The organism is Pseudoalteromonas sp. Z1A8 (assembly GCF_011378855.1).
Lineage (GTDB): Bacteria > Pseudomonadota > Gammaproteobacteria > Enterobacterales > Alteromonadaceae > Pseudoalteromonas.
The window spans coordinates 16,196-36,816 of sequence record NZ_WTLB01000041.1 but is presented as its reverse complement, the minus strand read 5'-3'; the positions used below and the strand labels follow the sequence as shown (position 1 = coordinate 36,816).

Below are 20,621 nucleotides of genomic sequence, written 5' to 3'. Positions count from 1 at the left end.
AGGGTATTGTGAAGCAACCAAAAGATCGGTCAACCGATCAAAAATACCTTAACTGATCGGTGTTAGCCAATTGGCGGTTTTTTTGTGTCTTTTATTTAGAAAGAAAAGCTTACTTTAGTGTACAAGTAGCGGCCACGAGGATTATGCACAGCTGATGCATAACCGTATAAATCGCCATCGCCATCGCCAATTGCAAATGGTGGCTCTTCATCAAATAAGTTATTAACACCTAAAGATATTTTAGCTGACTCAGTAATACGGTACGACGTTTGTAAATCAACAAGCGTTTGCGAGTCAATCATACGTGAAGTATTGCTATCAAAGTCTAAATTGCCATCAAAGTCGATATCAGGCGTATCTTCAAATTCACCTACATAACTGATATTTACATTGGTGTTAAACTCACCAATTTCCCAGTTGGTTGAGAAAATAAAGCGATGCTCTGGGTAGCCATATTCACCCGTGTAATCACGACCATCTTTTTCAAACTTATCTTGATATGCCCACTCTAAATTAAATTTAAGTAAACCTAAGTCATCAAGAGAGTGGTTATAGTTTGCTGAAACATCAACACCAGATACTTCCTGCGATGATAAATTTTTGAATGTGCTGTATATTTTTTGTATTGTGCCTAAGCTTGCACCGCCTGTAGGGGCTAAACGAACACATACGGTACTATTTTGGTTACCACATTCTGCAGCATAAATAGGACCAAATTCTTCTTCATCGATTTTGTTATCTTGAGTAATACTCCATACATCAACACTTAAACCAAACTCAGCTGTAGGTGCCCAGATAACGCCCACGTTCCATGATTCTGACTCTTCTGCTTGTAAATCAGGGTTACCAGAGAACTCAATGTTGTAATCAAGTGCTTGGCAATCTAATCCTGTTTGTTCACAGCGCTGCGTATCAACAAAAAATTGGCTTTTTTGTGATGGACCTAAGCCTATTTGCGCTAACGAAGGCGCTCTAAAGCCTTGCGCCCAAGAACCACGAACAGTTATTTCGTCAGTTGGTGCCCAGCGCAGAGCTACTTTTGGATTTGTTGTTGTACCAAAGTCACTGTAATCATCGTAACGACCGGCTAGTTGTAACTCAAGATTTTCAGCTAGCGGAATCGAAAATTCAACATAAGCAGCGTACTGTTCACGATCAGCAGAAGCCGATACTGATTCAGTACCAAATATTAAACCACGTTGAAATTGGTCATCCGGAATATCATTTACATCTTCTTCACGGTACTCAATACCGGCAGCCATCATTACAGCTTCGCCACCAAAACTAAACGCTTCACCTGTAATGTTAGCGTCAAAAGAGGTCATATGAGACTCACCGCGACGCACTAAGCTGGTTGTGATTCGATCAATTACAGCTGGGTCGTTGTAGGTGCCGCCAAATGGATTATAGTTCCCCGCATCAATTTCTTGTTGTAAGAAATCAGTACGCACCCAACCTTGTGTTCTATCACCCGTTTGTAGTGATTTACTACGTCCTTTTTGTACTGCAGTTTCCCAGCTCCAATCGTTTATTTCGCCTTTTAAGCCAGCAACTAAACGTAAAGTATCAGATTCAATATCCCATTGGCGAGCGCCAGCATCTACTGTACGGTAACGACCAATTTGAATGTCTTCACCAAAAGGGTTGTTTGGGTGACTAGCAGGGACTGTTAAACCAGCATCTTCATCAAGGGGAGTCGGTGCACCAGAAGCTACAGAGCTATTATGTTGAACAGACATCTCTAAAAAGCCAGTAATACCGTTATCAAAGCGGTATTCAAACTGTGAAATAGCGCCTACACGCTCAGAGGCTGGGGCAATATAACCATATGGGCCGTAATCAAATAAACAGCTACCACTTGAAGTTGCATTTTCAGCAGGACAGGCAGGGTCGATTGTTTTAACGCCATCCACATAAAAGTAGCCTGGGAAACCACGAGATGAACGGAAATCTTCACCACCATAAGGTGCTTGGTTTGCAGTGCCAAGGCTGCCCATTTCATCAGAAGAAAGAGATGTGTTTTTAAAGTAATCGATAATAACAGATGCACTACTTTTTTCGCTTGTAGTACCCCAAACTAGGCTTGCTGTTGTTTCTTCATAATTTGGACCATCTGTACCGCCATAGCCTAAATTAATTTCAACACCATCAATATCTTTCTTTAAGATAACGTTAACTACACCCGCTACTGCATCTGAGCCATAGATAGCTGAAGCGCCATCTTTTAGTATGTCGATACGCTCAATAGCAGAAACAGGAAGACTGTTAATATCTACAAATGAATTGGTAATACCTTCAGCAAAGGCACTAATTGATACACGGCGACCATTAATTAGTACAAGTGTTGCATCGGCTCCTAAGCCACGTAAGCTTACTGCAGCTGAACCGTTAGCGGTTGAATCTTGGTTGTTACCACGAGTAGAGAAAGTACCGCTGCCAGCAACAGGCATTCTTTCAAGAAGTTGTTGTAGGTTATCGTAACCCATGTTTTCGATTTCAGCTCTACCGATTGATTGTACCGGAGAAGGCCCTTCAATATCAGTTCGCTTAATACGAGAACCAGTAACCTGAATTCGCTCTACTTTTTTAGCTTCTTCTGCTGCGTAGGCTGTCGTTGTAAAACCTGCTGATAATGCGAGTGTTGCGCCCACAATAATGTATGGTGTAAATGCAGTTGATTGCTTCATCCTTAAGTCCTTGTTGATATATTGTAAAATTATTTGCTTAACAAGCGCGGGTATTAATATCATGTAACTTAAGTGTTAGCAATTAGCTTAATTTTTGATTTAAGTATTAGTTTTAATGCTTTTTTGTGGGTTTTATGACCTTATTTGTACTTTGTTTTCTAGGTAAAACTAAGCGTGAATAGGGCATAGGGTTAATAATTGTTATATAGCTAGATGAAGCCATGTGTGGAATAGCTAATGATTAAAATAATTTGTAATAATATATTTCTATAAATTAAAAATTTATGTCTGTTTTTCTGCTTTTAATTTACTCAATTATGTAATACCAATTCGCAATAATACTTAATCAATTTGAGGAGTTAAAGTTGATGCTAAAGGCATTGAAATTTTCTGATTTACGACTGCATAGATACAGGAGGTGGGGTAATGCAGGAGCAATTGCTGAGAATGGCTAAATAACAAGTTTTTGTCTTGTTATCGACACCATTTTCTTATCTCATAATAGATTACTTAATTAAGCGAATTGGTATTATTTGAGCTTTTATATAGGTGAAATTAAAAACGCCTAATAAATTAGGCGTTTTTAATTATGCTTTATGCTTCATTAAGCGTTCTTTTTCACGCGACCAGTCTTTATCTTTACCGTCTTCGCGTTTGTCGTGTAATTTCTTACCTTTTGCTAAATGAAACTCAAGTTTTACCCAGCAGTTTTTCCAGTACATCGCTGTGGCTATTAAAGAATAGCCATCGCGCTCTGTAGCACCGAATAAACGGTCAAGTTCGCGTCTGCTTAATAGCAATTTACGATAACGTAGCGGATCGCAAATTACATGGGTCGATGCACTAATAAGTGGCTGAATTTGACTGCCAAGTAAAAATGCTTCGCCATTTTTAAGATGAATATAAGTTTCTGTGATATTTACTTTACCAGCTCGGATACTTTTAACTTCCCAGCCTTGTAGTTCAACACCCGCTTCAAACTTATCGTGTAAAAAATACTCATGTCGCGCTTTTTTGTTTAGCGCGATGGTATTACTTGTCGATTTTGATGAATTTTTCTTAGCCATAGTGCCCTATAATATACGTAATGTGAGATGTTTTACATCGATTTTTTTAATAATGCTTTTAAAAGTTAAGCTTTAATTTAAGCAGTATGAAAATTTGGGGAAACGCGCAAAGCTTGCTAAAATTCGCCCACACAGTTGGGAGTGAGTATGCCACAAATAGAAAAAAGTGCGCTGGTTATGTACAGCACTAAAGAGATGTTTGATCTAGTTAATGATGTAGAAGCTTATTCACAGTTTTTACCAAATTGCTCAGACTCAAAAATTGTTTCACAGCACAATAATAACATGACCGCGAGTTTAGAAATATCTAAGGCGGGTATAAAAAAGTGGTTTACCACCGAAAACACCTTTGTTGATGAACAAACCGTGTTACTGCGCCTTGTTGATGGTCCATTTAAGATGTTAAAAGGGCGCTGGCACTTTCAAGCGCTTGATACTAAAGCGTGTAAAGTACAGTTAGAGTTAGAGTTTGAATTTTCGAGTAAATTAGTAGAGCTCGCTTTTGGTAAGATTTTTAATGATGTAGCCAAAAATATGGTGAGTGCATTTACTCAGCGTGCAAAGCAGGTTTATGGAGCGCGGGTATGATTAATGTTGAGGTAGTATTTGCATTACCGACCACGGCCACGTGTTTATCAATTGAAGTGCCACAAGGGACTACAGTAGAGCAAGCTGTTATTCAGTCTGGCATTATTGAAAAATGCCCTGAAATAGATGCTACATCGCTAACGTTAGGTGTCTGGAATCGAACTGTAAAAGCTAACTATGAGCTAAAAGATGGTGACCGTATAGAAATATACCGCCCATTAATTGCAGACCCTAAAGATGCGCGCAGAAAGCGTGCTGAAAAAGCAAAAGATGAAGGTCGGGCAAATAAAATAACAGGTGGACGTCCAATAGAGCGGTAATTATTTATACCAATCTGTTTATATATGGGGTCTATTTAACGTTAAGAAAATTACGCTAGAACTAGGCAAATTTTTTTGTATCTAGTTGTTCTAAATAAAAAATTTTTAACAACGTTATAGTGCAATTTAATTCGTTAAATTGATCAAAGATTTATGCAGGTTGGTATTACTTATAAATACTAAAAAGGTGAGCATTGCTCACCTTTTTATTGGCATTAAGTAGCGTATTATTGCTCTAAAGGCGTATTAAAGTTTTCAGGTTGGTCATAATCACCTGAGATTGAAACTAACTTTTCATTTTCAAAGTTAATTACTAACTCTTTATTTTGTTCGTTTTTACGGCCTTTATTGAAGCTGTAAATATAACGCCAAGTGTTATTATCAAAGGCATCCTCGGCAATAGGTCTACCTAATACATAAATAACTTGCTCTCGAGTCATATTTACACGAAGTTTTTCAACATCAGATTGCTCTAAAAAGTTGCCTTGTGGGATGTTAATTCGGTATACCCAGCTAGAGCAACCAGCTGCTGAACTAAGTGTTAAAGCAACGATAAGCCAAAGAGAAAAAGTTTTTAACGACTGCATTGTTAGTTGTGATCCTTATTTTTTATAATCTGCATGATACCGATTAGTCACTGAAGGTAAAACCCTTTTAAGCAATTGTTTTGTGTTAAGGGCGTTAAGGTAATGATTTGACCACTAATAATGAAAAAAGTTTACAACACATCGAAACGAATATTTTAAAAACTGAGTCCATTTGGTTTTTATATATAGTTGAAACGCGATTAGGTCATTGGTACACCGGGATCACGACTAATGTTGAAAAACGTTTTGCAACTCATCAAGCCGGGAAAGGGGCTAAAAACCTTAAAGGTAAAGGACCGCTTTTACTTATCCATCAACAACAAGTGGGCAATAAAAGTGAAGCGAGTAAGCTTGAATATCAATTAAAAAAGCTCACTAGAGCCAAAAAGGAAGCGTACGTTTTAGCGTTTAATAGCGGCGATAGTGAAAACGCTTAGCTTGTTCAAATTAAGAATATTAGCTATGAGCAAAAACTATCTTCGAAGATAGTTTTTGCTCATAGCAGGCGTGTAATGTTATAGCTACTTAGCGGTGTTTTTCAAAGGTAGCTACAAGTGCATCAAGTGTTTGTGCGCTGTTTGCTAAGTCTCGAATAGCTTGCTCTGTATTGATTTGTTCGCTCATTGCTTTATCGCTAATTTCGCTAATCTGCTCAATATTACGACTTACATCGGCAACCACATTACTTTGCTGCTCAGTTGCAGTCGCTATGAGCGTAGCCATATCATTTATCTCATTGGCTGTTTCGGTTATCGTATCAAGTAATTCTACTGAGTTTTGCATAGCACCAACGCTTTGCTGTGCTTTATCTTTCGATTGACCAATATCGTTAACTACATCGTCAGATATTCTTGTAAGCTCTTCAATCATAGATTGGATTTCGGTAGTTGATTGCGATGTGCGGTTTGCCAGTGCACGTACTTCATCAGCAACAACAGCAAAGCCTCGTCCATGTTCCCCTGCGCGAGCAGATTCAATAGCCGCATTTAAAGCAAGTAGATTAGTTTGATCCGATATACCTCTAATTGAGTCAACAATACTTGCAATATCAACTGTCTTTTTAGAAAGCAAAGTTACTTGCTCTGTAATGCCATCAATATCGCTGGCAAGGGCTGAGATAGTTGCTTGGCTTTGTAATACCTGCTTGTGGCTCTGAATTGTATTTTCGCGGCTGCTATCGGTTAACTTAGCTGTATTTGCAGCACTTTGCGCTATTTCTTGCACTGTCGCGCCCATTTCATTTATGGCGGCTGCGACAGAGATTGTTTGCTCTTTTTGGTGATCTATTGCTTGAGAATTTCGTTTGGCTTGTTCAAATACATGATCAGAGCTTTGACGTATATCGTGGCTTTCGCTTGCAACCTGAGTAATGGCTACTTCTATTTTATTAATAAACTGATTAAAGCCATTACTTAGGTTGTTAAGCTCTGGTTGGCTTGACTCTGGTAAGCGATACGCTAAGTTTGCATCGCCAGAGCCTAATCGTGAAAATAGCTCAGCCATTTTAGAAAGTGGAGATGAAAGTGAGCGTGCAAGTAAGTAACTAATCAAGCTAGCAACTAATGCTGTAATTATCGTAAAGGTAAAAATTTGCCATTGTAAGGTATTTACACTTGCGAAGACTTCACTTTTTGGCACTTGAGCTACAACATATAAATCGGTATTTTTAATTGGCGTAGCAGCGATAAGAGTAGGTTCGCCATTTAAGCTGATTTCTTCTAGCGCAAAGCCATTACTATTAAATAGTTGGCTGTGGATATTTGTAGTATATAAATCATCAATATTTGCTTTAGCTACTTTACTTGCATCTTTATGAAGCTGAATCAATCCACTTTTATCTGCAATGAATACAAAGCCTGTTTGCTCAATTTTAAATTGCTGTAATAGCTTTTGCATATCAGTGATGCTTTTTGCAAGACCTGCTAAACCAGTACCATTAGCCTGCTGATGATTTATAAACATTTTTACATCATTGGCTGATTCTTGATAAATACTTATAGAGTAAGGTTGTTTTGATTGCTTAAAAGCAAAAAACCAGCCATCGGCTGCATCGTTTTTTAACACACGCAAAAAACCATGCTGATTCCAATACTGTGCAGTGTCTCTATTTGCCCAAGATGCTGTGGCTAAATCGTATTGCTGGGCAACGCGATTTAATTCTTTTAATAGTAAGGTATCATCTTGGTTGTTTGATTGAGCCCATTGTAAAATAAATTCATTCGATGATAGTTGCTGAGCAGCACCGAGTAACTCGTTGATTTCACCGCCTATGTGATTGCTGATTGTTTGCAGTTTACTAGGTAGCTCTGACTCAATCATACGTTGCTCAATTATATCTTCTGAGCTGTATAAAGAGGTCAAGCCAATAAGCGCGGCTACACATATAGCAATAGCACTGCCTAAAGCTGTGATTTTTTGAGTAATAGAAAGGTTTTGTATCGTCATGATATTAATTAATTTTACAACTGAGTAGAGGACTATATTAGCACATTATTTATTTTGATCTAAATATTGCCTATAAAGAGATGGATAGAAGATAGCGTTGGATGGTTAAAGTTTTATGAATGAGTATAAAAAAGCCCACATGTAAAACATATGGGCTTGGTTTCTAACAAGCGAAACATTTATTGTTTAGGGTTAAACAATCTTTTTCATTGCTGACATGTAGCCACGTAATTTAGCACCTACTTTTTCAACTGGGTGTTCGCGCAGTGCAGCGTTAATTTGAATTAATGTTTGGTTATCAACTTGGTTACTGTGCTCGCCAAGGCCTTTACCAATAATGTCTGTATCAACGTTTTTCATAAAATCAGCAAGTAATGGTAAACATGCATGGTTATATAAGTAACAGCCGTATTCTGCAGTATCAGAAATAGTACGGTTCATTTCGAAAAGCTTTTTACGCGCAATAGTATTAGCGATTAATGGCGTTTCGTGTAATGACTCGTAGTAAGCTGATTCTTCGATAATGCCGGCTGCTGTCATAGTTTCAAATGCAAGTTCAACACCTGCTTTAACCATTGCTACCATTAAAATACCGTTATCAAAAAATTCTTGTTCTGAGATTTCTACATCGCCAGCAGGGGTCTTTTCAAAGTTAGTTTCTGCTGTTTCTGCGCGCCATTTAAGTAAGTTTACGTCATCGTTATTCCAGTCTTCCATCATAGTGCGTGAGAAGGTCCCGTCGATGATGTCATCTTGGTGCTTGTTATAAAGTGGGCGCATAATTAATTTAAGTTCTTCACTTAGTTCAAACGCTTTTACTTTTGCAGGGTTTGAAAGGCGGTCAAGCATGTTAGTAACACCACCGTACTTAAGTGCTTCGGTAATTACTTCCCAGCCGTATTGAATTAATTTTGATGCATAACCAGCATCAATGCCTTTTTCTACCATTTTATCAAAACATAAAATAGAGCCGGTTTGTAACATGCCACATAAAATGGTTTGCTCGCCCATTAAATCAGACTTAACTTCAGCAATAAATGATGATTTAAGTACACCTGCGCGATGTCCGCCTGTTCCAGCTGCATAGGCTTTTGCTTGTGCTAAACCAAGACCTTGAGGGTCATTTTCTGGGTGAACCGCGATCAGAGTTGGCACACCAAAACCGCGTTTGTATTCTTCACGTACTTCAGAACCAGGACACTTAGGCGCAACCATGATTACAGTAATGTCTTCACGTACTTGCATGCCTTCTTCAACAATATTAAATCCATGAGAATAAGCAAGAGTAGAGTCTTTTTTCATAAGTGGCATAATTGCACTTACTACAGCGGTATGTTGCTTATCTGGCGTTAAATTAAGTACTACGTCAGCTGTAGGAATTAATTCTTCGTATGTGCCTACTGTAAAACCATTTTCAGATGCATTTAAAAATGATTGGCGACGCTCAGAAATAGCTGATGCGCGTAATGTATAAGAAACATCTAAACCAGAATCACGTAAATTTAAGCCTTGGTTTAAACCTTGTGCGCCACAACCTACAATAACCAGCTTTTTACCTTTAAGAGCATCAACGCCATCAGCAAATTCGCCTGCGTCCATAAATTCACATTGCGCTAATTGCGCTAATTGTTCGCGTAAAGGTAAGGTATTGAAATAATTCGCCATTGTTAGTGTCCTATAGAGTCATGTTTGTTAGATGCGCAATGTTTATTGCGCTTACAAACACCATATGTAAAATCGTTGCTTGCGTAAAATGATATATTTGAATTAAAGTGTTTCATAATATGAAATGCAGGATTAGGTATGGATCATAAACATTTAAACTACTTTTTAGCGTTGGCTAAAACACTTCACTTTGGGCGTGCAAGTGAGCTTTGCCATATAAGTGCACCAACTTTAAGCCGCAATATAAAGCATTTAGAGGAGGAAGTAGGTGTCGCATTATTTATACGCGATAACCGCAGTGTTAAATTAACGCGAGAAGGTGAGTCGTTTATTGATTACGCGACAGCGACGCTTGCTAATTGGCAGCGCTTTAAAGCGAATGTAAAAGATCCACAGCAACATATTTACGGAAAAGTAAGTATTTATTGCTCGGTTACTGCATCCTATAGTTTTTTACATCAAATATTAGAGCAACTTCGTGCGCAGCATCAGTATATAGAAATAACATTAAATACAGGAGATCCTGCACTTGCTATAAACCGCGTGCTAGATGGACACGAATTAATGGCTATTGCAGCTAAGCCAAGTAAATTACCAGCGCAAATTGCTTTTGTTGATATTGGTCACTCTCCGCTTTTATTAATTGGCCCAAAAATTCAATGCCCGATCACACAAAAGCTAACACAAAATGGTGATGATATTAATTGGTCTGATTTGGAATTTATTGTGCCAGAGCAAGGCTTTTCTCGCCAAAGATTAGAACACTGGTGGCGTAAAAATAATATTCACGGAAAGATTTACGCCCAAGTTGCTGGGCACGAAGCAATGGTCTCTATGGTGAGCTTAGGATTAGGTGTCGCAATGGTCCCTAAAATAGTGCTAGATAACAGCCCACTGCAAGATAAAGTACAAATACTAACACCAAAAATGCAAGCGCCTGATGGGTTTGATATTGGTTTGGCAGTATTAAGGAAAGAGTTAAATGACCCTGCAATCAGTGCGTTGTGGAATATTGCGCAAACTTTAGAGGCAAAAGCGATTTAATATGCACAGAGAATAAGCAAGTTAGTTAAATAGTATGAATATAGGTTGCGTATAAGTTTACTATTACTTAACATTGAGCGCTAATAATAAAAACAATGACGCTTGAGAGTTTATTTATGAACCACGCAGTATCACTTGCTCATTCTGCCCAATGCCTAAAAAAGGCGATTCCTTTGATGGTAAAGTACCGTATGCCGGTAACCCCCATCAACTATGCAATTTGGTACTGTTACATTCAAGGACGCAACCCTTCACTAAATGCTGAATTAGACCATGTTATTGCTGAGCAACAAACATGCTCACAAGACAAAGCAAAAGAGATTTTTGACAAATATTTAACGCAAGACGATCTCGCTTTTTTTCAAGAAATAACTGAAAAATTTCACACAACTATGGAACAAGTTCAGCAGGATATAAGTACAACGCTTGATCACTCTAAAAGTTTTACAACAAGCTTAGTCGACTCACAAAACGAGTTAAATATGCTTGTTGATGTAAGCTCTTACAATGAAATACTGGGATGCGTTGAACGTTTGACTGACGATTCTATTGCAATGCAAGATTATGCTCGAGAATTTCAAACTAAGTTAGCCGTTGCTTACAATGAGATAAAAGACTTAAAAGAAGCACTGAATATTTCAAAAGAAGCTGCCGATACCGACACACTTACTGGTTTTTATAACCGAGGTAAGTTTGATCTAGATATTGTAAATTTTTGTTTTGAATACTCAGAGCAAGCGCAAGAAGACTCTCTTGCTGTTCTTATTATGTTTGATATTGATCACTTTAAGCGCTTTAACGATGACTTTGGTCATCAAAAGGGTGATGAAGTACTTAGATTAGTTGCTAAAAAAGTGAGAGAAAATACAACTGAAGCTGCAAATGTATATAGATATGGCGGCGAAGAGTTTTGCATAACAGCCTATTTTGACACTATCAACGATATAATAGCGTTTGCAGATTGTATTCGTTTAGCAATAGCAAAATTGGCGATTCGTAAAAAGCATGATGTAACTGCAAAACGTGCTATTTCAGCAAGTTTTGGCTTAGCAATTTTACGCCCGTTTACTAATAGCTCGGTTTTAGTTGAACGTGCAGATAGAGCCTTATACATTGCCAAAACACATGGACGAAACCGTATAGAAATAGCACCTGATATTTAATAAGTATCAGATGCTTGATTGCTCTGCATTAAAGCCGCCTAATTTAGAGTAACAATATCAACATCGTTAACCTAGTTGGCTGTAAAGGTAATAAAGTAGGTTTGTAACGTGTTAGCACCTTATAGCTTCTATTCAGATAATGGCCTTTCGTCGTTGTGTCTCATTTTAAAAGTATCTTAAAGTACAGCTTCAGAAAGATAAATAACCTGCGGAAACATAAAAGTTAACATTTATGTATACAAATTGTGAATAATTGTAACTAGCTAGAGCTAGTTTAAAAAGACCTTGCTAGTATGGGTAACTCACTTATTTTATTACTTTGATGTACGTTGATGCGCTATTCTCTCTCATTATTAACTGCTCTATGTTTTAGCACTTTGTTTGCTTGCTTTTCGCTGCATGCAACGCAAACTAGTGAACATACTGACGATTATACAGAGCAAGATATAGCAACCGATCGCCTACATTTGAGTTTAAGTGTAGGGGCTGGAGTTATAACTAACCCTTTGCACGGTGGAGATAATATTCCGCTAGTACTTATTCCTCAAGTTGCGTTTTATGCAGAGCAATGGTTTTTTGATAACGGCCGTCTTGGCTATTCATTTATACAATCCCCAAAACATCACCTTAACCTAGTTAGTGAACTTAACTCTGAGTCTCGCTTCTTTATAGATTGGCATCCTAAAAATGTATTTACACTACAAAGTAGTGCACTCAACAATCAGTTTATTATGCAAGATGAAGCCTCGTCCTCTCGCTATGTTGGTATTGATGATTTACATAAACGCCACATTGCACTCGATGCGGGTATTGCTTATCACTATGTAAATGAAGGCCATATTTTTTCGGTTCAGGCTCTGCATGACGTAACCGATGTTTATCGAGGTACCCGCGCAGCATTGCAGTGGCAGTATCATACTGTGCTTGGAAAGCTCAAAATAAAGCCAACACTTGGAATAAACTATAAATCTGCGGAACTAAATAGCTATTTTTATGGACTTAAAGAGGGCGAAACTCAATTTGGTAAAATAGACGTTGGTAGTAGTTGGCAACCTTATGCTAAAATCGATGCCCGTTGGCCACTGAGTAAGGCTGACTCTCTTCGTTTTCATGTAGCATATTATGACTATTCGGCTATGGATGGCAGTCCGCTCTTTGAACGTACTTATTCAATGACTGCATTTATAGGATTCGACCGTACTTTTTAATATGAAGTATTCAATATTAGTTGTGTTTATGGCCACTTTTTTTAGTGGCTTTAGTATGGCACAAACCCCTGTTTTTAATGTTTCTCCAAAAGTCTGCGTCGTTTCTGAACAGCAGGATTTTTGCGATCTTGATTTACAGTTTAAATGGCAATTAAACGCCTATAGTGATGTCTGTTTATATCAGCAGGAACAACTGCTTCAATGCTGGCAGCAGCAACGTTCAGGGCAATTTAATTATAAAGCGCGTGTTCAGGTGGAGACCATATACTCCTTAATCAATCCTCATACGGGTGTGTTAATAGCAAAAACACAAGTTGAAGTACAAAGCGCCCATGCTAAAAAAAATAGGCGTAGGCTTCGCTCTCCGTGGAGCTTTTTTTAATTTAGGAGCAACTAATGCCAAAAATTTTACTTGTTGAAGATGATCTCGGTTTACAACAACTAACAAAAGATTACCTTGAACATAATGGCCTTGAAGTCGCAGTGTTAGAGCGTGGTGACGAAGTATTTAATTACCTAGAAAATAATTCACCCGATTTAATGATTTTAGACGTTATGCTGCCAGGTAAAGATGGCTTTAGCGTTTGCCGCCAAGTGAGAGATAAATTTACTCTGCCAATTTTAATGTTAACAGCTAAAGGTGAAGACTTTGACCAAGTACTTGGTTTAGAGCTTGGCGCTGATGACTACGTTATAAAACCAGCAGAGCCACGTGTATTATTAGCACGAATTAATGCATTACTTCGTCGTGGGCAACCAATCGTAAAATCAAATGAAGAACTTCAGTTTGGTGATTTAGTTATTGATAAAACAAGCCGCATTGTAAAGCTAAGTGATTCAGAGATTGTATTAACATCACACGAGTTTGAGCTACTATGGTTATTAGCATCAAATGCGGGCGAAGTACTAAGTAGAGAACATGTGCACCAACATATGATTGGCCGTCAATACGATGGACTTGATAGAACTGTTGATGTACGTGTATCACGAATTCGTAAAAAATTAGGCGATAACAGCGATAAGCCGTATCGTATAAAAACTGTATGGGGACAAGGCTATTTATTTGTTTCTGATGCGTGGGATCTTTAGAACTATTTAAGGTTAGTCGGCTTTAATGGGAAAACTGTTTACCAGCTTATACTTATACATCATTGTTTCTTTGTTTGTAGTAAGTGGTGTTATAGAGCAGTTGTGGCCTTATGAAGAGTCGCAACAGCAAGTTCTCTTAGACGATGAGTTTGGGCAATCACTCTGGTTGCTCTCACAAACTCCCAATGGTCTTAAAAAGCTAAAACATAACTTTGAAAGCAAAGTGATTGATAGACGCGATTTAATACTTCCTCAAAAACAACAATCGCAGCTCGATCAAAATCACTACTTATACTTATACGATAAGCAACAACGCATTGTTTGGTATGTAGATATTGGTAATGACTCATTACTTCAAGTAGGGCCGGTCGGTGTATTAACACCGCAATCATCTTCTGTTTGGCCCTATTTATTACTCCTTGTTATTGTTGGTATTCCTGTTGGGCTGTGGAGCTTTTTATTGTGGCGCGATTTTGCAAAGCTTCGTAAAGCATGTGAAGCGGTAGAGGGTTTACAAGATTTTCAGTTAAATGATTCTTCTAAGTCTTTCTTTTTACCCATCACCGATACATTAAAGGTAATGCAGCAACGTATTGAGTTTTTACTTAGTGCGCAGCAAGAACTTACCTCATCGGTGTCGCATGAATTTAGAACGCCACTAGCGCGTTTAAAGTTTGCAATTGTCATGCTACAAGAACAAATACTTGATGAAAAAGGCGAAAAATACCTAGTAAATATGCAAACGGATATTAGTGAGCTTGAATCACTTGTCTCTGAAATGCTGGAGTATGCGCGATTAGACTCTCAACAACCTAGTTTACAGCCAATAAACTGTGACTTAGCTGGGCTGGTAAAAACCACTGTTGAAAAGCTAAATTTTGAAGCGCGAACAACGCTCTCTACACATCTTCCAGATCATTTAATCTATTATTGCGATAGCCATTTTATGGCGCGAGTATTTCAAAATTTAATTGGGAATGCGCTCAAGTATACACATCAACAGGTTAAAATTTCCCTGAAACAAGAGGCAAATCACATTGTATTGATTGTTGAAGATGATGGTGAAGGGGTTGACCCGGCTGAGCGAGAAAATGTATTTAAACCTTTTACTCGGCTTGATAAAAGCAGGGGCAAAGGTACCGGTGGTTTTGGTTTGGGTCTCGCTATAGTTGCTAAAATTGTGTCGTGGCATCAGGGGGAGTGCACAGTTGAAAGCTCAAGTTTAGGCGGAGCAAAATTTATTGTGTGTTTACCTCTCAAACTAAAGACATAAAAAAAGCGCCAAGAGGCGCGTTTTTTGTGGTTAAAAACCAAAATCAACAAGTAGCAATATAATAGACCGCGTACCTTCAAAAAAGTTCTCAATTATTTTATCTTTTATCTTTTATCTTTTATCTTTTATCCAGTAATGGCATCAGCATTTGCTCAAGGCCATTTAGTTTTACTTCGTACATTATCGCAAGTTGGCTACCTAGCTTTGAATCTGGAAACCCTTGCTTGTTAAACCACACCAAATAAGGTTCTGGTAGCAGCAATAACGGGCGTCCTGCATATTTTCCAAACGGCATTGTGGTATTTATCGCTATTTTTAATTGTTTTGGATCCATAAAAATTACTTGGGTATTTAAAGTTTGGGTAAGTGTAAGGGATTTTAGAGATATAAAATAGGCTGTGACGGGCAAGAAACAGCCTATTTTGCGAGGGAGTAGGCCCTCTAATTTAATGATTTTATGTTGATTATTATAAACCTAGTTGAATGTCAATTAGCTGGGATCTAATTAAGTTATTATTAGAACATGGATTCTATTTAACCAACATCGCTAGTCTACCTGTTTTTTATTACTATGGAGAATTGGCTTGTAAAGGAATGTAAATAGAATTGCTTTTTATTTAAAAACTAATAACAAAGCCTTATTAATGTAAAGCTTTGTTATTGATCAATATTACAAAAAAGAGGTTATTTGTTAAATAGCTCTTGTTTAACGTGCTCTGCAAAACCACTACCAGCTTCTAGGTAAAAGTTATAAGTAGAGTGAACGCCCATTTCTTCAAGTTCCTTTTGTTGATCAGGGTAGTTTGCAATAGCTGTTACTTGACCTTGATAGCCTGAGGCTTGTAGTTGCTCTAGTGCAAAAATATTTTGCATATGCTTTGGCATTGCTAGCATAACCATTTCTACCTGTGAATGATTTACTCGTTGCCAAAAGTCAGGGTCGGTTGCATCAGCAATTAATACGTTGCGCCCTCTGTTAACGTGTTTGTCCACCACCTCAGGTTTTATATCTATACCTGCAACAACATTTGGGTGAGTCGCGTTTATTGTTTCGTAAGCACCTGTGCCAATACGGCCCATACCAAAAATGACTATTTTAGTATCGTTAAGGTTAACGGGTAGCTCCTCAGCTAAACGTGTTTTACTTTCGAATTTTAATAGCCAGTGCTCTATTTTTACGTATAACTCGTTTGAACGCTTATTAAGTGGCGAAGCAATTACAAAGGTAATAGAAACGGCAATTGCCATTACAGCGAGCCACTCAGAGGTGATCATGCCAGTAGTTGCAGCCACTGCACATACAATTAATCCAAACTCACTGTAGTTAGATAAACTAAAAGCGGTAAGTAATGACGTACGCGCACGTAGTTTAAATACGTTAGTGAACACATAATAAAGCGCTATTTTAATTGGTAACACTAAAATAAGTATAATGGCAACAATCAAGGAATTAGTAGTTAGCTCTGCACTTAAACCAATACTTAAGAAAAAGCCGACTAGTAATATGTCTTTTAAATTAAGCAGAGACTTTGATAACTCGCCTGCTTTTTTATGGGGAGCAAACATCATTCCAATTATAAGTGCGCCTAAGTCGCCTTTTAGCCCTGCAAATTCAAAAGCATGATAACCAGCGACGAGAGCAAAGAAAAAACCAAATAATGGCAATAGTTCACCATGTTTAGAGCGATTTAACACGCCATACATAACAGGTCGTAATAAAGGCAAAGCAATAATTAATGCAATTGCCCATACATTTGGGACTTTACCGGTACTAATGGCTAAAAAGATAACGGCAAAGATATCTTGCATTACTAATATACCAATGGCTATTTTGCCGTGTAGGCTTGCCATTTCCCCGCGTTCTTCAAGTACTTTCACTGCAAATACAGTGCTCGAAAAACTAAGCGCAAACCCAACTAATAAAGCACTTTGCCAACTTAAATCAACAAACAGTGGAATAGCGAAAACGCCAAGCAGCAACATAAAACCACTGAATAACGCACTGCTAAAAATGATATGTAATGTAGCAGGCGCCCATACTTGGGGTTTAATTAAGCTGTTAACTTTAAGTTTTAAGCCAATACTAAAAAGAAGAAGGGTAACGCCAAGAGCTGCAATTGTGTCGAGCAATTCTGTGCTTTTATAACCCGATAAATTTAAAGCAAAACCAGCTAATAAAAAGCCAATAAGAGGAGGTAGTTTTAATTGATAAACAGCAAAACCACAAACAAACGCGGCGGCAAAATAGATTAGTTCCATAATTCTTAATATCACTTCATTTGGGATTGCAGTGTAACGAAAAAATTATACCATTGAAAATAAAAATAGACCTAAAAATGAACGCGTCTAATCAGTTACTTGCCCAGTTACGTATAAAAAGTGCACATTAAACACGTATTTAATCGTAAATAGTATGTAAATAACATTTTTTCACTGACAACCGCTTTTAAATATGGTTAAGATGCGATAACGAAGAAGTTTAAGCCGGAGCAAATAATAGAGCCGCTCAGCTTAAGGAGAATATATGTTTAAAAAGATTTTAGCGTCGGTAGGTATTGGTGCTGCAAAAGTAGACACTATTTTAGAAACTGAGCGCCTGCAGCCAGGTCAGCTTTTTAACGCACAAATAGTCATTACCGCAGGTGATGTTAGCCAAGAGATTGCGGGCTTAGATTTATTACTAATGACCCGCGTTAAAGTGGCGGGTGATGATGGCGATTATTTTACTAACCATGTGATTGACCAATGGCGAATTACTGATATTGGTACAATTGAGCCTGGCGAAGTTAAAAATATTCCTTTTGAAGCACGTCTTCATTCTGAAACACCTATTACAGAAATTAATGCAGGGTACAATCAATCTCATGTATGGCTAGAAACAGGCTTAGACATAGACTTAGCACTCGACCCAACAGATAAAGACCATTTACACATTTACCCTAATGAAGCCGTTAAAACATGTATGCAGGCAATGGATAAACTAGGTTTTAGTTTGATGAAAGCGGATGTAGAAAAAGGTCATTTACGCGCTTCTACTTTTCAGTCGTTATCTGGTTGTTATCAAGAACTCGAATATAAGCCAAATAGTCGCAGCTTATTTGGTATTCAAGAGATTGAATTATCATTTATACCAGAGGCACATAAAACACATGTGCTTATAGAGCTAGACAGAGCCTTTAGAAGCGACGGTTATGTAGATTTAACCATAGAGCATGACCATGTAAATTTATCGCAGTTGTGCGACCAGCTAGAGCGCTTATTTACTTAATATAAACTAACAAATGAATAATTTTATTAAACCCGGCCTAGGCTGGGTTTATTGTTTATAGGATTTAATAATATGCAATTTGAATGTGAGCAATTTGACTCTCTCGACTCCCGGACTCTTTTTACTATTATGCGTGGGCGGATTGATGTGTTTGTTGTAGAACAGGCGTGTCCTTACCCTGAACTTGATGATGTAGATATTGCGTTAAATACAAGGCATTTATATACATTGGATAATGGGCAACTGCAAACTTATGCGCGTTGTTATGACAAAAGCGAGCAATACAGCGCAATAGGTCGCGTGCTAGTGAGTGAAGGAGCGCGTGGTAATGGGTATGCTACTTTACTTATTACTGAAGCTATAGACTGCTGTAAAGCGCACTGGCCTGAGCGAGATATTTATATAGGCGCTCAAACTTATTTGCTTGATTTTTACCGCTCTTTTGGTTTTGAGGATTATAAAAGTGAATATTTAGAAGACGGTATCCCTCATCAGGATATGATTTTAAAACTTACTAAATAATACCAACCTGAATAAATCTTTGATCAATTTAACGAATTAAATTGCACTATAACGTCGTTAAAAATTTTTTATTTAGAACAACTAAATACAAAAATTTTTGCCTAGTTCTAGCGTAATTTTCTTAATGTTAAATAGACCCCGTATATAAGCAGATTGGTATAAATCCAATTTAAGAGTTATAAAAAAAACCACTAATGTGGGCTATTTTAATTTAATACTATTTTAAGGTTAAGGTATTATTTAGCTTAATAGTGAGTGTAAAAACACCATACCAATAGCAAGTGGACACACAAACTTAGTGTACCAAGGCCATACTTTCCAAAACAAGGTGTTATGGACCTCAGGATTACCTTCTTTAATTGCTTTAAGTAATGAGCCTCTGTACCAAATCCAGCCTACAAATATACAGCACATCAGGCCAAGTAAAGGCTGAGCTACTTTTGTAGTTAAAGTAATCACTAAACCAAATAAGCTCCCAAGGTTACATACAATTGTAATACTCACAACCGCAATGATTGCGCCGATTAGCCATGTAGCTTGAATGCGCTTCATTGCAAAGCGTTCCACAGTGTATGAAACAGGCGCTTCTAGCATTGAGATAGATGATGTTAAAGCGGCGATACTCATTAACGCAAAAAATGAAAAGCCCACAAATAAACCTACGTCGCCCATACCATCAAATAAAGCAGGGAGTACTTGAAACACTAATGTGTCTTCAGAGAGTAGTTTACCCGTTGTGGCAGAGAAAATTTCAACGCCTTGAGCTTGTGCTACATACATGGCCGGAATAATCAGTAAACCCGCTACAAAAGCTATAAATACATCAATAAGGGTTACATAAGCACCTAAAGAAACAAGGTTTTCTTTTTTGCTAATGTACGAGCCGTAAATAATCATTACGCTAGTACCAAGCGATAACGAGAAGAAGGCTTGACCGAGTGCACTAACTAATAACTGTGCATCAAAAATAGATGAAAAATCAGGAACCAAATACGCTTTTAAACCTTCCATTGCGCCATCTTGTGTCATTACGTAGGCAATGAGCGCAAATAAAATACCGAGAAGAGCGGGCATTAATCGTTTAGACCATTTTTCAATCCCGTTTTCTACGCCTCTACTGATAATAGCGACAGTTAGTACGATGAAGACGAGAGTGAATATAATGTTTCGAGTAAGTGATTGCTCGCTTAGCCATGTCGATGCTGTGTCGGCGCCGACTAAGGTGGCTATGGGCTCAGCTGTAGCACTAAGCATCCAACCTGCAACAATGGCGTAAAAGCTGAGTATAAAGCCAGCACATAAAATACCGCCAAAACCGACAATAAAGGCAAAATGTTTTTGCCATGGCTTATTAGATATTTTTTGAAGCGATGAAACCGCATTTGCTTGGCCATGACGGCCAATCATCAGCTCAGCCATTAAAGCGGGGTAGGCTAAAAAGAACGCAAGCACTAAATATGCGACTAAAAATGCAGCACCGCCATTACTGGCTGTTTGTGTAGGGAATCCCCAAATATTGCCCAAACCAACGGCAGAACCCGCGGCGGCCATAATAAAACCAAAGCGAGAGCTGAACTCGCCTCTAACTGCGCTCATATTATTGTACTTCTCTATTGTGTGACGGCGCTGACAATCTACTGGAAATGTAAATAAATAAAAAGTGCTTATTTGCTGATACTGCACAATTTAATAAGT

At 38.0% G+C, this 20,621-nt stretch carries 19 protein-coding genes; 11 read left to right on the top strand and 8 right to left on the bottom strand.

Annotated elements, in window-relative coordinates:
* Window positions 1-95: 95 nt before the first annotated feature.
* Window positions 96-2,687 (bottom strand): TonB-dependent receptor, encoded by a 2,592-nt coding sequence (locus GQR55_RS15080; RefSeq protein ID WP_166421253.1) that lies wholly within the window; start codon window positions 2,685-2,687, stop codon window positions 96-98.
* Window positions 2,688-3,274: 587 nt separating this feature from the next.
* The gene (smpB, locus tag GQR55_RS15075; protein ID WP_007584119.1) at window positions 3,275-3,754 is read right to left on the bottom strand and encodes an SsrA-binding protein SmpB; all 480 of its coding nucleotides are present in this window, start codon (window positions 3,752-3,754) and stop codon (window positions 3,275-3,277) included.
* A gap of 147 nt (window positions 3,755-3,901) precedes the next feature.
* Here smpB and GQR55_RS15070 point away from each other — a divergent pair, with 147 nt between their 5' ends.
* Window positions 3,902-4,342: a type II toxin-antitoxin system RatA family toxin gene (locus GQR55_RS15070; protein WP_166421252.1), complete on the top strand. Its 441-nt coding sequence runs from the start codon at window positions 3,902-3,904 to the stop codon at window positions 4,340-4,342.
* Window positions 4,339-4,662 carry an RnfH family protein gene (locus tag GQR55_RS15065; RefSeq protein ID WP_010553881.1) on the top strand — a complete coding sequence of 108 codons (324 nt, stop codon included), beginning with the start codon at window positions 4,339-4,341 and terminating at the stop codon, window positions 4,660-4,662. Before GQR55_RS15070 ends, GQR55_RS15065 begins: the two co-directional genes overlap by 4 nt.
* Window positions 4,663-4,889: 227 nt before the next feature.
* On the opposite strand, the gene bamE is transcribed toward GQR55_RS15065, so the two are convergent.
* A complete protein-coding gene (gene bamE, locus GQR55_RS15060) occupies window positions 4,890-5,249 on the bottom strand; it encodes an outer membrane protein assembly factor BamE (RefSeq protein WP_010553880.1) in 360 nt (119 codons plus the stop codon).
* A 107-nt stretch (window positions 5,250-5,356) separates the two neighbouring features.
* Between bamE and GQR55_RS15055 the strand changes: the two genes are divergently transcribed.
* Window positions 5,357-5,686: a GIY-YIG nuclease family protein gene (locus tag GQR55_RS15055; RefSeq protein ID WP_166421251.1), complete on the top strand. Its 330-nt coding sequence runs from the start codon at window positions 5,357-5,359 to the stop codon at window positions 5,684-5,686.
* A gap of 88 nt (window positions 5,687-5,774) precedes the next feature.
* On the opposite strand, the gene GQR55_RS15050 is transcribed toward GQR55_RS15055, so the two are convergent.
* Together GQR55_RS15050 and ilvC are read right to left on the bottom strand one after the other, a co-directional pair.
* Window positions 5,775-7,694, bottom strand: coding sequence for a methyl-accepting chemotaxis protein (locus GQR55_RS15050; protein WP_166421250.1), 1,920 nt, complete (start codon window positions 7,692-7,694; stop codon window positions 5,775-5,777).
* A gap of 192 nt (window positions 7,695-7,886) precedes the next feature.
* On the bottom strand, window positions 7,887-9,359 hold the full coding sequence (gene ilvC / locus GQR55_RS15045; protein WP_166421249.1) for a ketol-acid reductoisomerase: 1,473 nt from the start codon (window positions 9,357-9,359) through the stop codon (window positions 7,887-7,889).
* Window positions 9,360-9,497: 138 nt separating this feature from the next.
* Between ilvC and ilvY the strand changes: the two genes are divergently transcribed.
* The 6 genes from ilvY (at window position 9,498) to GQR55_RS15015 (ending at window position 15,136) form a co-directional block, all read left to right on the top strand.
* Window positions 9,498-10,403 (top strand): HTH-type transcriptional activator IlvY, encoded by a 906-nt coding sequence (ilvY, locus tag GQR55_RS15040; protein ID WP_166421248.1) that lies wholly within the window; start codon window positions 9,498-9,500, stop codon window positions 10,401-10,403.
* Between the two features lie 116 nt (window positions 10,404-10,519).
* Window positions 10,520-11,566, top strand: a complete 1,047-nt coding sequence (locus GQR55_RS15035; RefSeq protein ID WP_206012113.1) for a GGDEF domain-containing protein — start codon at window positions 10,520-10,522, stop codon at window positions 11,564-11,566.
* Window positions 11,567-11,961: 395 nt separating this feature from the next.
* On the top strand, window positions 11,962-12,774 hold the full coding sequence (locus GQR55_RS15030; RefSeq protein ID WP_166421255.1) for a MipA/OmpV family protein: 813 nt from the start codon (window positions 11,962-11,964) through the stop codon (window positions 12,772-12,774).
* A 1-nt stretch (window position 12,775) separates the two neighbouring features.
* Window positions 12,776-13,156 carry a DUF3019 domain-containing protein gene (locus tag GQR55_RS15025; RefSeq protein WP_206012112.1) on the top strand — a complete coding sequence of 127 codons (381 nt, stop codon included), beginning with the start codon at window positions 12,776-12,778 and terminating at the stop codon, window positions 13,154-13,156.
* 14 nt (window positions 13,157-13,170) lie between these two features.
* On the top strand, window positions 13,171-13,863 hold the full coding sequence (locus tag GQR55_RS15020) for a response regulator (protein ID WP_166421247.1): 693 nt from the start codon (window positions 13,171-13,173) through the stop codon (window positions 13,861-13,863).
* A 25-nt stretch (window positions 13,864-13,888) separates the two neighbouring features.
* Window positions 13,889-15,136: an ATP-binding protein gene (locus GQR55_RS15015; RefSeq protein ID WP_166421246.1), complete on the top strand. Its 1,248-nt coding sequence runs from the start codon at window positions 13,889-13,891 to the stop codon at window positions 15,134-15,136.
* A gap of 118 nt (window positions 15,137-15,254) precedes the next feature.
* On the opposite strand, the gene GQR55_RS15010 is transcribed toward GQR55_RS15015, so the two are convergent.
* Window positions 15,255-15,470 (bottom strand): DUF3820 family protein, encoded by a 216-nt coding sequence (locus GQR55_RS15010; RefSeq protein ID WP_166421245.1) that lies wholly within the window; start codon window positions 15,468-15,470, stop codon window positions 15,255-15,257.
* A gap of 350 nt (window positions 15,471-15,820) precedes the next feature.
* The gene (locus GQR55_RS15005) at window positions 15,821-17,395 is read right to left on the bottom strand and encodes a cation:proton antiporter family protein (protein ID WP_166421244.1); all 1,575 of its coding nucleotides are present in this window, start codon (window positions 17,393-17,395) and stop codon (window positions 15,821-15,823) included.
* A 265-nt stretch (window positions 17,396-17,660) separates the two neighbouring features.
* Here GQR55_RS15005 and GQR55_RS15000 point away from each other — a divergent pair, with 265 nt between their 5' ends.
* Both GQR55_RS15000 and GQR55_RS14995 read left to right on the top strand, forming a co-directional pair.
* Window positions 17,661-18,404 carry a sporulation protein gene (locus GQR55_RS15000; protein ID WP_166421243.1) on the top strand — a complete coding sequence of 248 codons (744 nt, stop codon included), beginning with the start codon at window positions 17,661-17,663 and terminating at the stop codon, window positions 18,402-18,404.
* 72 nt (window positions 18,405-18,476) lie between these two features.
* Window positions 18,477-18,926 carry a GNAT family N-acetyltransferase gene (locus tag GQR55_RS14995; protein ID WP_166421242.1) on the top strand — a complete coding sequence of 150 codons (450 nt, stop codon included), beginning with the start codon at window positions 18,477-18,479 and terminating at the stop codon, window positions 18,924-18,926.
* Between the two features lie 240 nt (window positions 18,927-19,166).
* On the opposite strand, the gene GQR55_RS14990 is transcribed toward GQR55_RS14995, so the two are convergent.
* Complete coding sequence (locus GQR55_RS14990) at window positions 19,167-20,522, bottom strand: sodium-dependent transporter (RefSeq protein ID WP_166421241.1); 1,356 nt, start codon at window positions 20,520-20,522, stop codon at window positions 19,167-19,169.
* Window positions 20,523-20,621 lie beyond the last annotated feature (99 nt).

Excerpts from the sequence above, each read along its gene's own strand:
- GQR55_RS15080 (WP_166421253.1), bottom strand. The coding sequence starts at position 2,687 with ATGAAGCAATCAACTGCATTTACACCATACATTATTGTGGGCGCAACA.
- smpB (WP_007584119.1), bottom strand. The coding sequence starts at position 3,754 with ATGGCTAAGAAAAATTCATCAAAATCGACAAGTAATACCATCGCGCTA.
- GQR55_RS15070 (WP_166421252.1), top strand. The coding sequence starts at position 3,902 with ATGCCACAAATAGAAAAAAGTGCGCTGGTTATGTACAGCACTAAAGAG.
- GQR55_RS15065 (WP_010553881.1), top strand. The coding sequence starts at position 4,339 with ATGATTAATGTTGAGGTAGTATTTGCATTACCGACCACGGCCACGTGT.
- bamE (WP_010553880.1), bottom strand. The coding sequence starts at position 5,249 with ATGCAGTCGTTAAAAACTTTTTCTCTTTGGCTTATCGTTGCTTTAACA.
- GQR55_RS15050 (WP_166421250.1), bottom strand. The coding sequence starts at position 7,694 with ATGACGATACAAAACCTTTCTATTACTCAAAAAATCACAGCTTTAGGC.
- ilvC (WP_166421249.1), bottom strand. The coding sequence starts at position 9,359 with ATGGCGAATTATTTCAATACCTTACCTTTACGCGAACAATTAGCGCAA.
- ilvY (WP_166421248.1), top strand. The coding sequence starts at position 9,498 with ATGGATCATAAACATTTAAACTACTTTTTAGCGTTGGCTAAAACACTT.
- GQR55_RS15035 (WP_206012113.1), top strand. The coding sequence starts at position 10,520 with ATGAACCACGCAGTATCACTTGCTCATTCTGCCCAATGCCTAAAAAAG.
- GQR55_RS15025 (WP_206012112.1), top strand. The coding sequence starts at position 12,776 with ATGAAGTATTCAATATTAGTTGTGTTTATGGCCACTTTTTTTAGTGGC.
- GQR55_RS15020 (WP_166421247.1), top strand. The coding sequence starts at position 13,171 with ATGCCAAAAATTTTACTTGTTGAAGATGATCTCGGTTTACAACAACTA.
- GQR55_RS15015 (WP_166421246.1), top strand. The coding sequence starts at position 13,889 with ATGGGAAAACTGTTTACCAGCTTATACTTATACATCATTGTTTCTTTG.
- GQR55_RS15010 (WP_166421245.1), bottom strand. The coding sequence starts at position 15,470 with ATGGATCCAAAACAATTAAAAATAGCGATAAATACCACAATGCCGTTT.
- GQR55_RS15005 (WP_166421244.1), bottom strand. The coding sequence starts at position 17,395 with ATGGAACTAATCTATTTTGCCGCCGCGTTTGTTTGTGGTTTTGCTGTT.
- GQR55_RS15000 (WP_166421243.1), top strand. The coding sequence starts at position 17,661 with ATGTTTAAAAAGATTTTAGCGTCGGTAGGTATTGGTGCTGCAAAAGTA.
- GQR55_RS14995 (WP_166421242.1), top strand. The coding sequence starts at position 18,477 with ATGCAATTTGAATGTGAGCAATTTGACTCTCTCGACTCCCGGACTCTT.
- GQR55_RS14990 (WP_166421241.1), bottom strand. The coding sequence starts at position 20,522 with ATGAGCGCAGTTAGAGGCGAGTTCAGCTCTCGCTTTGGTTTTATTATG.